Annotated in this window: 10 protein-coding genes; 5 read left to right on the top strand and 5 right to left on the bottom strand. The window is 72.0% G+C overall.

Annotation, left to right across the window (positions count from 1 at the left end; translation table 11 throughout):
* Positions 1–505 precede the first annotated feature (505 nt).
* A complete protein-coding gene (locus AC3IF1_RS06765; RefSeq protein ID WP_243969903.1) occupies positions 506–1045 on the bottom strand; it encodes a superoxide dismutase family protein in 540 nt (179 codons plus the stop codon).
* Between the two features lie 109 nt (positions 1046–1154).
* On the opposite strand from AC3IF1_RS06765, the gene AC3IF1_RS06760 reads away from it, so the two are divergent.
* The 5 genes from AC3IF1_RS06760 (at position 1155) to AC3IF1_RS06740 (ending at position 6594) form a co-directional block, all read left to right on the top strand.
* Positions 1155–1937, top strand: coding sequence for a TlyA family RNA methyltransferase (locus AC3IF1_RS06760; protein WP_489216725.1), 783 nt, complete (start codon positions 1155–1157; stop codon positions 1935–1937).
* Positions 1934–3169, top strand: coding sequence for a class I SAM-dependent RNA methyltransferase (locus tag AC3IF1_RS06755; protein ID WP_489216724.1), 1236 nt, complete (start codon positions 1934–1936; stop codon positions 3167–3169). Before AC3IF1_RS06760 ends, AC3IF1_RS06755 begins: the two co-directional genes overlap by 4 nt.
* Before the next feature lie 51 nt (positions 3170–3220).
* A complete protein-coding gene (locus tag AC3IF1_RS06750; RefSeq protein ID WP_243969898.1) occupies positions 3221–3493 on the top strand; it encodes a hypothetical protein in 273 nt (90 codons plus the stop codon).
* Between the two features lie 313 nt (positions 3494–3806).
* The gene (locus AC3IF1_RS06745; protein WP_243969896.1) at positions 3807–4811 is read left to right on the top strand and encodes a magnesium transporter CorA family protein; all 1005 of its coding nucleotides are present in this window, start codon (positions 3807–3809) and stop codon (positions 4809–4811) included.
* 97 nt (positions 4812–4908) lie between these two features.
* A complete protein-coding gene (locus AC3IF1_RS06740) occupies positions 4909–6594 on the top strand; it encodes a methyl-accepting chemotaxis protein (RefSeq protein ID WP_489216721.1) in 1686 nt (561 codons plus the stop codon).
* Positions 6595–7331: 737 nt separating this feature from the next.
* Here AC3IF1_RS06740 and AC3IF1_RS06735 read toward each other — a convergent pair.
* The 4 genes from AC3IF1_RS06735 to AC3IF1_RS06720 form a co-directional block, all read right to left on the bottom strand.
* Positions 7332–9020: a B12-binding domain-containing radical SAM protein gene (locus AC3IF1_RS06735; RefSeq protein ID WP_489216719.1), complete on the bottom strand. Its 1689-nt coding sequence runs from the start codon at positions 9018–9020 to the stop codon at positions 7332–7334.
* A gap of 243 nt (positions 9021–9263) precedes the next feature.
* Positions 9264–10070, bottom strand: coding sequence for an SDR family NAD(P)-dependent oxidoreductase (locus AC3IF1_RS06730; protein ID WP_489220338.1), 807 nt, complete (start codon positions 10068–10070; stop codon positions 9264–9266).
* Positions 10071–10102: 32 nt separating this feature from the next.
* Positions 10103–10870: an enoyl-CoA hydratase-related protein gene (locus AC3IF1_RS06725; protein WP_489216716.1), complete on the bottom strand. Its 768-nt coding sequence runs from the start codon at positions 10868–10870 to the stop codon at positions 10103–10105.
* 9 nt (positions 10871–10879) lie between these two features.
* The gene (locus tag AC3IF1_RS06720) at positions 10880–12619 is read right to left on the bottom strand and encodes an acyl-CoA dehydrogenase family protein (RefSeq protein WP_489216714.1); all 1740 of its coding nucleotides are present in this window, start codon (positions 12617–12619) and stop codon (positions 10880–10882) included.
* Positions 12620–12697 lie beyond the last annotated feature (78 nt).

Here is a 12697-nt window from a genome sequence, read left to right as displayed (position 1 = left end):
GCGGGCTATGAGGGTCGGACGAGGACACCGGCCGGACTGCAGGCGCGTCCCCCTCCCCCCTCCGCGCGCTACCGGATGCGCACATCGTAGTCTGACACGCGCGACGTGCTCTCCTCCCCCTTGCGGCTACGGGCGACACCGATTCGAGGCACGCGGCTCATGACCCAGCGCGACAGGCCCCCTCTCCCGTGCGCGAGAGAGGAACCGAGCCCCGCCGATCTGACCGGCGAGCTCGCTGAGACCTCAAACTTCTGTAGCCCGCAGCCCTTGCGGGGAGGGAAAAGCGCCTTCTTTTCGGAAGGTTGGAGCCAGACCGAGACGTGTAAGTCCGGTCGCCTCTGCGTGGGAGGGCGCGGGTCAGCGCCGGAACCGTCTCCCTTTCCGGAAACACCCATTCGGGGCGTGCGCCGTGAATGGGTGTGCCCGAGCGGCGGAGGCATCTCGAACCTCGTGCTGCGACGCCGACACCGCCGTCGCGGACCGTGCTTCGAACCGGCCCGACCGTCTATTTGATCACCGCGCAGGCGACCCGGTCGCCGGCGCCGCCAATCGGCTGTGTGGTGTGGTCGTCCTCGTTGGCATGGATGATCAGGGCCGAGCCGTCCCCGTCCTTGAGACCGCCCTCGCCGTTGAGCGGCGTCTCGCTCCAGACCTCGGCGTTGGCCGAGCCGTCCTGCGCCACGTAGAGGTTCGGCAGGTCACCCTCGTCGGGGCCGTCCGGGTTGAGCAGGCCGTGCTTGCTCTGATCGTGGTTCACATGCGCCTTCGAATTGAGGAACTTCGGATCCGAGCAGTCGCCGACGGCGTGGAAATGCAGGCCGTGCCAGCCGGGCGGCAGGGCGCCGGCCTGAAGGGCGACGCGCAGCACCAGGGCGTTGGCGCCGTCGCGGATCGCCAGCGTGCCGATCGTGTCGCCCTTGGCGTTCTTAATCGGCGCCGTGAAGGTCTCGACCGGCTTGGCCGCCTCCTTCGGGGGTTCCTGGGCGTGGGCGCCGCCCGCGGCGAGGGTCCCGAGCAATGCGAGCAGCGGCAGGGTACGGGTCATGCGGTGGCTCTCCTGTGCGGTCCGGTCTAGTTAGGGAGCGCGCCGGCCCGCGACAGGGCCGCGCGTCCAGACCTCTGCCGCAGATCTGCCCGGACCGCACGAAGCCCTGATGACCCGAGACCGGCCCCTCCCGGACCGCGCCCCGCCCGCGGACGATCGCCCGGGCGCCCGGCGGGCCGACCTGTTCCTGGTGGAGCACGGTCATTTCGAGAGCCGAGCCCGGGCGCAGGCAGCCATCCGGGCCGGGCGGGTCAGCGTCGACGGCCGGCCACTGGCGCGGGCCTCGGAGCCGATCGCCCCCGGGGCGCGGATCGAGGCCGGCCCTGAGCATCCCTACGCCTCCCGCGGCGGCCTCAAGCTGGCGGCGGCCCTGGACGCGTTCCATCTGGATCCGGCCGGCCGCACCGCCCTCGACGTCGGCGCCTCGACCGGCGGCTTCACCGACGTGCTGCTCGCCCGGGGTGCGCGCCATGTCCACGCGGTCGATGTCGGCCGGGGGCAGCTCCATCCGCGGCTCGCCGCCGATCCCCGCGTCACGAACCTGGAGGGCACCGACATCCGCAGCCTCGACCCGGCCAGGCTGACGCCGCCCCCGGACTTCGCCAGCGTCGACGTGAGCTTCATCGGCCTGCGCCTCGTCCTCCCGGCCCTCCCGGGGCTGCTGGCGCCGGGCTCGGCGATCGTGGCGCTGATCAAGCCGCAATTCGAGGCCGGGCGCGCCCGGATCGGCCGCGGCGGCCTAGTCCGCGATCCGGCGGTCCATGCCGAGGTCTGCGCGGCGATCCGCGCCGCTTTGGAGGAGTTCGGCGCCGCGATCCTCGGGCTGATCGACTCGCCCGTCACCGGCGGCGACGGCAATGCCGAGTTCCTGGTCGGCGCGAGGCTGCCGTGAGCGAGACGGTCACGATTCAGGAACTCGGATCCCGGGGCGACGGCATCGCGGAGGACGGGACCCCCGTCCCCTACGCGCTGCCCGGCGAGCAGGTCGCGATCCGGCGGGACGGGCGTCGCGCCGAGCTTCTCGGCGTCGAGCGGCCCTCCCCCGATCGCGTGGCGCCGTTCTGCCCCTACGTCATGCACTGCGGCGGCTGCCGGACGCAGCACCTCGCGCGGCCGGCCGAACTGGCCTGGAAGCGGGGCCTCGTCGCGCAGACCCTGTCCCAGGCCAGGCTCGCCGTGGAGCCCGAACCCGCGATCGACGCGCACGGCGCCGGACGGCGGCGGCTCACGCTCCATGTCCGTGCGGTCGACGGCCGGGCCGAGGCCGGACTGATGGCGGCGCGCAGCCACGCGTTGGTGCCGATCGACCATTGCCCGATCACCGTGCCGGCGCTGCACACGGCACCCGAGGCGGCACGCCGCCTCGCCGCCCCCCTCGGCCACGGCCGAAAACCCCTCGACGTGGCGGTCACCGCCACCGACCAGGGGCTCGACATCGACCTGCGCGGCCACGGCCCGGTGAGCGCTGGCGTCGCCGCCGCCCTGGTGCGGATCGCCGGCGAACTCCGCCTCGCCCGGCTGTCGCTCCACGGCGAGCGCCTGATGGAGGCCGAACCGGTCTCGGTGGCCGGCAGCGGCACGCCCCTCTACCCGTCCCCCGGCGGCTTCCTGCAGGCCACAGCCGCCGGGCAGGCCGCCCTCACCGCGCTGACCCTTGCGGCGCTCGGACCGCGCCCGCGGCGGGTCGCCGACCTGTTCGCGGGCTGCGGACCGCTCACCCTGGCGATGGCCAGGCAGGCCGCCGTCCACGCCGTGGAATCCGATGCGGCGGCCTTGGCCGGCCTCGACCGGGCCGCCCGCGCGGCCACGGGCCTGCGGCGGATCACCGTTGAGCGCCGCGACCTGTTCCGCCGGCCGCTGCTGCCGACCGAGCTGGACGCCTTCGACGCGGTGGTGTTCGACCCGCCCCGGGCCGGCGCGGAGGCCCAGGCCCGGCAGCTCGCCGGGTCGCGGGTGCCGCTGGTGGTCGGCATCGCCTGCGACGCCGGCACCTTCGCCCGGGACGCGGCGACCCTCGCGGCCGGCGGCTACGGGCTCGAGACGGTCACGCCGGTCGATCAGTTCCGACACGCGGCCCATATCGAGATGGTCGGGGTGTTCCGCCGCGCCGCGCGGCGCCCGTGAGCCACGCAACCGGCCGCCGAGTCTCACGTTCTCTCGGCGATTGGAGGTTCCATGACCCGAGGATCCCTGCGCCCCCTGGCCCTGGCCGCCCTGAGCCTCGCCGTTCCCGTCTCGCTGGCGGCACAGACCGTCGCGCCGGATCAGACCGGCACGGGCGGCGGACCGGCCTCGACGGTCACGGCGCCGAACACCAACCGCCTCGGTGTGACCAAACCCCCGGGCACCTCCCTGGGACCGGGCGAGGTCCCGACCCGGACGGAACGGCGTCGCGAGCGGACGCTGACCGACACGATCGACGGCAGCATCTGCGACGGCTGCAATTAGCGCAGCCGCCCGCACGGTGGGCATCTGTTTCCGGGACGAGACGGCGCCTGTCCGTGATCGGGCGGAATGTCCCGGGTCCCATGTCCGGGAGGATCCGGGCGGCGGGGACCGGCCCGCGTGCGGAGGCGCAGCGGCCACACCGCCTGAATCCGCGCCCGATCTGGCCGCCGTCCCCGCAATGCGGGTCGCGATGTCACGGAAGCGTCAGAAAACACCGCCACACCCGCGGCGCCGCTTGCGCCGGGCATCCCCGTGCCGGATTCGGACTCAACCCGGCGCTGTGTCGTGACCGTCCTGCATCCGAGACCCGTTCGTGATCTTCATCCACCAGCCCGCCATCGGCGCCGGATCCACGCTGCTTGAACGCCGCGTCATCGATCTTCAGGACACGATCCCCGAGGACACCGTCTGGCTCGACCTGATCCGCCCGAGCCGCGAGGAGGAGCTGAAGGTCGAGGCCTTCGCGGGCATCGAGGTGCCGACCCGCGAGGAGATGAAGGACATCGAGCCCTCCGAATTGCTCTACGTCGAGGAGGGCGCCCGCTACATGACCGGGCGGGTCCTGTCGAAGGTGAGCGAATCCGAGGAGCCGGGCCTGGCCGGCATCACCTTCGTCCTGCGCGGCAACCGGCTCGTGACGGTGCGCTACGAGGAGCCGCAGGCCTTCCGGATGTACACGCAGCGCGCCGGCCGCTCGATGGGCAATGGCGGCGGTTCCGTGACCTCCGGCGAGACCATCCTGGCCGGCCTGATCGAGGCGGTGATCGACCGGGCCGCCGACGTGCTCCAGCTCCAGGGCGAGCGGATCGACCGCCTGTCGGGCAAGATCTTCGAGGTGCAGGACGACCCCTCCGCCCGCAACACCGCCCTCCAGGACACGCTGCGGGCGCTGGGCCGGCACGGTGACCTGATCTCGAAGCAGCGCGAGAGCCTGGTCTCCATGGAGCGGATCCTGCTCTCGCTCTCGGCGACCTACCGGACCAACAAGGCGCCGCGCGATCTGCGGGAGGATGTCCGCTCCACCCTGCGGGATCTTCAATCCCTGGAGGAACACGCGACCTTCCTCAACAACAAGATCCAGTTTCTCCTCGACGCGACGCTCGGCCTCGTGAATCTCGAGCAGAACAACATCATCAAGCTATTCTCGGTCATGGCGGTCGTCTTCATGCCGCCGACCCTGATCGCCTCGATCTACGGCATGAACTTTAAGTCCATTCCGGAACTAGATCTCTCGTACGGCTACCCCATGGCGCTGGTCATGATGGTGATTGCCGCCGTATTCCCGTACTTTTTCTTCCGGTGGAAGAAGTGGCTGTAGCCAAGAGTGCTGGGGCAGATCCAGTAAATAATTAAGAAGTCTCTGAGAGAACGTCCGAGCCTGAAACCGCGGCCCGTCCGCGAAGACGGATGTGGCCATGCGATTCTCCCTGAAGACCGTCCTCTCCGGCGCGATCGGCCTGCTGGCGCTCGCCGCCGTCGGCCAGGGCATCGCCGGCGTCGTCTCCCTGTCGGAGATCGAGCAGAACGCCAGGGCGGTCTCCGAACGGGCCCTGCCCGCCCAGAACCTGGCCGAATCCATCGGGACGGCCGTCCGGGACGCGCGGCTGAACCTCTACAGGATCGCGGTGGCCTCCCCCGATGACGTCGCCCTGGACAAGAACCAGACGGCGCTGACCGACACGCTCGGGTCGCTCGCCGACCTGCGCCAGGCCTTCCAGACCCACCTGACGGCGCCGGCCGACCGGGCGACCTACGAGCGCTTCACCACGGCCTGGAACGCCTACCAGAACATCCAGCTCCAGGTGGTCGAGCTGATGATCGCGGGCGACAGGGCGGGCGCCCTGGCGCTGGTGCTCGATCCCGCCACGGGCGCGCAGAACGAGGCCGCGGTCGCCAGCCTCACCGCCGCGATCGCCTCGGCCCGGGCGCAGACCGAAGCCAACGTCGCCGAGACCGCGCAGGAAGCCACGCAGGCCAAGCGCATCGCCCTGGCGGCCACCGTGGTCGGTCTCGCGGTCGCCGCCGCGGCGATGCTCTTCGCCATCTTCGGGATCGCCCGCCCGATCGAGCGGATGACCGGCACGATGGGCCGGCTGGCCGAGGGCGACGAGACCGTGCCGGTCCCGCATACGGGCCGCCGCGACGAGATCGGCGCGATGGCGGCCGCCGTCCAGGTGTTCAAGGACAACCTGATCCGCAGCCGCGCCCTGGAACAGGAGACCGCCCTCGCCCGCGAAGGTGCGGAGATCCAGCGCCGGCGCGCCGTCCACGCCATGGCGGAATCCTTCGAGGCCGCCGTCGGCGGCGTGCTGGCGCGGGTGGCGGACGCCGCGCTCGGCCTGCGCGCCGAGGCCGAGGCGATGTCCGGCACGGCCACGGACACGGCCGAGCGTGCCGCGACGGTGTCGGGCGCCGCGCAGGAAGCTGCCACGCATGTCGGGACGGTGGCGGCGGCGGCCGAGGAACTCGGCGCCTCGGTCCAGGAGATCAGCCGTCAGGTGGACGGCTCCGCCGATCTCGCCCGGGGCGCGGTGGTTCAGGCCGGGGAGACCGCGGGCCTCGTCCAGGAGCTGAGTACGGCGGCGGGCCGGATCGGGGACGTGGTCCGGCTGATCACCGATATCGCGGGCCAGACCAACCTGCTCGCGCTGAACGCCACCATCGAGGCCGCCCGGGCCGGCGAGGCCGGGCGGGGATTCGCGGTGGTCGCCGCCGAGGTGAAGCAGCTCGCCGCCCAGACCGCCAAGGCCACCGGGGAGATCACCGGTCAGGTCGGGCGCATCCAGGAGGCGACCGGTCAGACCGTGGGGGCGATCGACGGCATCGCGGCGCGGATCCGCGAGATCGACGGCGTCGCGACCTCCATCGCGGCCGCCGTGGAGCAGCAGGGCGCGGCGACCCGGGAGATCGCCCGCAACGTCGCCGAGGCGGCCGCCGGGACCGGCGCGGTCACCGGGACGATCGACGCGGTGGCGCAGGCCGCCGACGCGACCGGCACGGCCGCCACGCGGATGCTGGCCTCGGCGGCGAGCCTCTCGGAGCAATCGGCGGACCTGCGCCGGGAGATCGACACCTTCCTGGTGACGGTCCGGGCCGCCTGACGACGCCGCCGCCGCCGCTGCGGGGCGCAGGTCGCGAGCGACGATCTTCACCATCCCTGCCGGATGAGGGCACCAGCTGGATCCAGCGGCGCACCCCTCTGCGGGCTACCGGTTTCACACATCGCGTTTGGGATCATCGCCCGGTCGACGGGTGTGGCAGTCCAAAGCCACCCCGCGCCTTCCCTCCCCCGCAGAGCCAACGGATTCGCACGTCTCAGTCTGACACCAACACTCTGAAGAAGGAGCGCTTTTCCCCTCCCCCTTGCGGGGCGGGGTCAGGGGTGGGGGTGGCGCAGACGGCACCGCAGCGTTCGATCCTGCACCGCCCCCCACCTCCAACGCCGCCCCGCAAGGTCTGCGGGCGACACAGGTTAGAGGTCTCAGCGAGCTCGCCGTTCAGATCGGCGGGGCGCGGGTCCCCTCTCCCGCCCTGGAGAGGGGGCCTGTCGCGCCGGGTCATGCGCCGCGTGCCTTGAGCCTGTGTCGCCCGTAGCCGCAGGGGGGCGGAGAGAACGCGTCGGCCAACGAGGTGTGAGCATCGTTGCCCCGCAGAGGGGGACGGGAGGGCGCGTGACCGTTCGGTACCGCCCTGCCCGTCGACCGGGCGATCGATCAGATCGCGATTTGTCAATCCAATAGCCGCCGCACGATCGACCGCGCGTCGCAGCCTGCCCGACCGCCCGAGCCTCAAACCTGCGCAGACCGCCGGGATGGGGCGAATTGGATCTGCCGATCCGTCAGGCCACCGCGGCGAGGTGCTTGACCTCCGCCCGCGCCACCACCTTGCCCACCGGCGCCGCCTTGCCGCTGACCTCGGCTTCCGGAGCCAGGACCGGCGGCTGCACCCAGCGGCCGGCGTCGAGTTCGGCGATCCGGCCGTTGATCTCGCGGATCACGTAGCGCGAGAACGGGTAGACGTGCAGGTAGATCACCATGTTGGACACCACCGCCTCGAGGGCGGCCGGGTTGTGGCGGGCGGTCTCCAGGAACACGCTCCAGAAGTGCTTGGCCAGTTCCGGCCGCCGCACGGTCATCCGCCAGCACACCCGGGCCAGCGACCAGAGGTCGTGGGCGATGTGGCGCCAGTTGAGCTTCTGGGCGGCGAATTTCGGCCGCTTCACCCGCCGCGCCACGACCCGGACCCGGTCGAAGAAGTTGGCCGGATCGTAGATCTCCTCGAGCACGTCGCGGTAATCGCCCAGCACGTCGCGCTGCGGGCGCAGGGTCACGAAGTTGATCCCCTGCGTGCACTGGTCGCCCTGGTCGGCGGTGGTCGCCGCGTAGTTCTCGTAGAGGCGGCCCTCCTTGCGCAGGCGGCGCGAGAGCTGCGTGTTCGGCAGGGCGAAGAGCAGGCCGACCATGGCGATCGGGATGCCGGTCTGGCTGATGCACAGGGACATCGCCTTGCTGATGCTGTCCTTCTCGGTGTCGAAGCCGACGATGAAGCCGGCGGTGACGAACATGCCGTGCTCGTAGAGCTTGTGCACGCTGTCGGCGATCGACCGCTTGGTGTTCTGCTTCTTCTGCGTCTGGATCAGCGTCGCCTCGTCGGGCGTCTCGATCCCGGTGAACAGGGCGAAGAAGTTCGCGTCCCGCATCATCCCGAGCAGTTCCTCGTCGTCCGCGAGGTTCAGCGAGGCCTCGGTGGAGAACTTGAACGGGTAGCCGTGCTCCTCCTGCCACCGGATTAGGTGCGGCAGGAACAGCTTAATCGCCTTCTTGTTGCCGATCAGGTTGTCGTCGACGAAATCGACATGGCCGCGGTAGCCGAGGCCGTAGAGCCGGTCGAGCTCGGCCAGCATCTGCGGCGTGGTCTTGGTCCGCGGCGCGCGGCCGTAGAGCTCGATGATGTCGCAGAACTCGCAGGTGAACGGGCAGCCGCGGGAGAACTGGACGCCGATGTAGAGGTAGTGGCTGAAGGTCAGCAGGTCGAAGCGCGGGATCGGGCTCGTGGTGACGTCGGCCTTGAACTTCTCCGCCGTGAACCGGCCGCGGCGCTCACCGGCCTCCCAGGCGGCCACGAAGGTGTCGAGGATGCCCTCGGCCTCGCCCAGCACCAGGAAATCGGCCTTGTCGTAGACCTCGGGCGTCGAGGTCGGGGCGGGGCCGCCGACGCAGACCGGCGTGCCGAGCGCCACGCACCGGTCGATGACGACCAGGCAATCCGGCTCCTGGGGGAGCATGCCCCCGGTCATCACGAGGTCGGCGGCCCGGATCTCGTCGTCGCTCAGCTCTTCGCAGTTGCGGTTGACGAGCGACACCTGCCAGCGCGGCGGCAGCATCGCGGCCAGCGTGATCAGGCCCAGCGGCGGCGCGGGCGCGCGGGCGCCCTGCAGCTCCATCGCCTCTTTGAAGTTCCACATGGAGTTTTCGTAGAACTTCGGGAACACCATCAGCACGCGCGGGGCCGTGTTCGCATCCGACATGCCAGTCAACCTCATTCCCTACAGGCGGCCCCGCCCGATCCCAATTCGACCGGGCGCAGAATCGCCCCCTGACCTGCGGGCGAATTGAGGCCGTTTTTCGCTCCCGCAGCAATCCGACGTGCCGCTGCCGCCAGGACGCCCGGCCCAGTGCCCCGAATCAAGCCCGCGGGGCCGTGCGACGGCTGCGGCGCCGCGATTGTCGGGCGGCTGCGCCATTTCCGCGACAGGCCCCGCGCCGCACACTCACGGCGCGACCCGGAAGCGCTCCGGCCGGGTCCCGTCCGCATCGGTGAAGCCGTAGATCCGGGCGAGATCGCCCGCGTGCAGCACCGCCCCGGCATGGGCGGCGACATCCGGGTCGGCCGCGAGGGCGGCCAGCGCCCGGCCCGCGTAGAGCGGGCCCTCGGTGGCGTGTTCGTCCTGTCCGAGATCGTGCGCCCGCTCGGTGGCGACGAAACCCGGCGACAGGCCCAGGGCGGTGACGCCGTGCGGCGCGAGTTCCCGGGCGAAGGCCAGGGCCAGCCGATTGGTGGCGGCCTTGGCCGAATCGTAGAAGATGTCGCCGAGATAGGCCTCCGTCCCGAAGGAGACGAGGGCGATCAGCCCCGCGCGCGCCGCCACCATGGCGGGGGCGACCGCGCGGGCGAGCAGCAGGGCCGGCAGCGGCCCCGCCTCCAGGAAGCCCAGATACGGCTCGGCCGAGCGGCGCCAGAACGGCGTGCCCCAGCCGGCCCCGTCGGGGTAGCGCTCGCCGTCATAGCCCTCGTTGCCGCCCCAGACGCTGCAGGCCGCCACGTCGATGCGGCCGAAGCGCCGCAGCATCCAGTGCACCAGCGCGTCGGTGGCGCGCTCGGAGCGGTGATCGCACAGGTAGTGGTGTCCGCGCCCGCCCGCGGCATCGACCATCCGGGCGGTGTCCTCGATCGATTCGGGCCGCATCTCGGTGCGTGCCCCGGTCTCGCTGGAGCGGGCGGTGACGATCACCGTGGCCCCGGCCTCCCCCAGGGCCCGGGCGAGCCCCCGCCCGACGCCCCGCGACGCCCCCGCCACCAGGCAGATTTTCCGGGACAGATCGGGCGTGCTCACGCCGACGAAGCAGGCTTGGCGCGCGACAGGAAGGCGGCGAGCCGCTCCTGCGATTCCGGCGAGCGCAGCTGCGCGTCGAAGGCCCTGGCCTCCGCCTCCAGGGCCGCCTCGACCTGAGCCTGGTCGCCCCGGATCAGCGCCCGGGAGGCGGCCAGCGCCCCGCGCGGCAGGGCGGCGAGCTTGGCCGCCTGGGCGAGGGCCTGCTCGACCAGCATGTCGGCCGGCAGCACCGCGTTGACGAGGCCGAGCGCCTGCGCCTCGTCGGCGTCGAGGGGGCGGGACAGGAGCAGCAGCTCCGTCGCCCGGAGCCGGCCGACCCGCAGCGGCAGCAGGTAGCTCGATGCCGCCTCCGGCACGAGGCCGAGTTCCACGAAGGGCATGCGCAGCCGCGCCGCCGGGCTGGCGTAGACGAGGTCGCAGTGCAGGCACAGGGTCGCGCCGATGCCCACCGCGATCCCGTCGACCGCCGCCACCAGCGGGGTGCGCGTCCGGGCGAGCTGGCGGATGAAGGCCAGCGCCGGCGAGGCGCTGAACCCGTCCCCGGCCCGGCCCATGAAGTCGGCGAGGTCGTTGCCGGCACTGAACATGCCCGGCTGGCCGGTGAAGACCACGGCGCCGATGCTGTCCGAAGCGTCGGCCTCGGCGAGGGCGTCGCGCATGGCGTCGTACATCGCACCGGTGAGCGCGTTCTTCTTCTCCGGGCGGTTCAGGGTGATCAGGCGGACGCCGCCCTGGAGATCGTCGATCGCGATGGTGTCGGCCATGTCGTCCCCTCAAACCGCCAGCGCCAGCGCGGCCTCGTCCGTGAAGGCACCGCCCTCGGCAACGCTCTGCTCCAACCCGCCCGCGGCCACGAGGAGATTCTCGGCATAGAACCGGGCAAGCGCGATGCGGCCGGCATGGGCGGGGTCGGTCTCGCCGGCCTTCAGGGCCGCGCTCGCCGCCAGCGCGCTCCGCGCCAGGCAGGCCCCTCCCAGGACCAGGCCGAACAGGCGCAGATACGGGCTCGCCCCGGCCAAAGCAGCCTCCGGGCGGTTCGAGCCCAGAGCCGCGAGCTGGTGACTGGTCGCCCGGTCGAGGCTGCCGATCCCGTCCCGCAGCCGCGCCGCCATATGGCCGAAGGCGGGGTCGCCCGCCTTGAGCATCTGTTCCGCGGCCCGGCGCATCCAGGCGATCTGCGACCGGGCCGTGGCGCCGCCGTTCAGCGGCAGCTTGCGGGCGGTGAGGTCGATGGCCTGAATGCCGTTGGTGCCCTCGTAGATGCCGAGGATGCGGGCGTCGCGCATCAGTTGCGCCGCCCCGGTCTCCTCCACGAAGCCCATGCCGCCATGGACCTGCACGCCGAGCGAGGTCACCTCGTTGGCGAGGTCCGTGGAAAAGGCCTTCGCCACCGGGGTCAGCAGGGAGGCGCGGTCCAGGCCGGCCTGGCCCTCCGCCCCCTTCGACGCGTCGAGGGCGGCGGCGGTGAGGTAGCAGATGCCCCGGGCCGCGGCCGTATAGGCCTTCATGGTCAGCAGCATGCGCTGCACGTCCGGATGGGCGGCGATCGGGCTCGTCGCCTCGGCGGCGCCGATCGCCCGGCCCTGGCGGCGCTCCCGCGCGTAGGCGAGCGCCCGCTGGGTCGCGGCCTCGGCGACGCCGACGCCCTGGAGGCCGACGTTGAGCCGCGCCGCGTTCATCATCGTGAACATGCAGGCGAGGCCCTTGTTCTCCTGGCCGATCAGCCAGCCGGTGGCGCCGCCGTCGTCGCCGAAGGCCATGGAGCAGGTCGGCGAGGCGTGGATCCCGAGCTTGTGCTCGACGCCCGCGCAGCGGAGGTCGTTGCGGCTCCCGTCCGGCAGCACCTTCGGCACCAGGAACAGGGAGATGCCCCGCGTGCCCACGGGCGCGTCCGGCAGCCGGGCCAGGACGAGGTGGACGATGTTGTCCGAGAGATCGTGCTCGCCGTAGGTGATGTAGATCTTGGTGCCGGTGATCCGGTAGGTGCCGTCGCCCGCCGGAACGGCCCGGGTCCGCAGCAGGGCGAGGTCGGAGCCCGCCTGCGGCTCGGTCAGGTTCATGGTGGCGGGCCATTCCCCCGAGACCAGTTTCTCGAGATACCGGGCCTTCAGAGCGTCGGAGCCGTGGGCCGCCAGCGCCTCGATGCCACCCTGGGTCAAGAGCGGGCAGAGGCCGAAGGCGAGGTTGGCGCCGTTCCACATCTCGGTGCAGGCGGCCTCGATCAGCTTCGGCAGGCCCTGGCCGCCATGATCGGCCTCGGCCGAGAGCCCGTTCCAGCCGCCCTCCGTGAAGGTGCGGTAGGCCTCGCGCCAGCCCGGCGGCGTGGTGACGCGCCCATCCGCGAAGGGTGTGCCGTGCCGGTCGCCGACCCGGTTGAGCGGGGCGATCACCCCGGCGGCGACCCGCCCGGCCTCGGTGAGGATCGCCTCGGCATCCTCCTGATCGAACGCGCCGAGCCCGGCCACGTTGCGGAGGCTGAACAGCATCTCGGGGACCGGGGCGCGGTAACTCATACGATCCTCCTCGTCGCGGTCCGCCCATTCGACCCGGGGCGGGTTTGACCGCGCCCGCGGAGCGGGGCTACGGCGGGC

The organism is Methylobacterium sp. E-012 (genome assembly GCF_057836545.1).
This window is presented reverse-complemented; position numbering and strand designations above follow the sequence as displayed.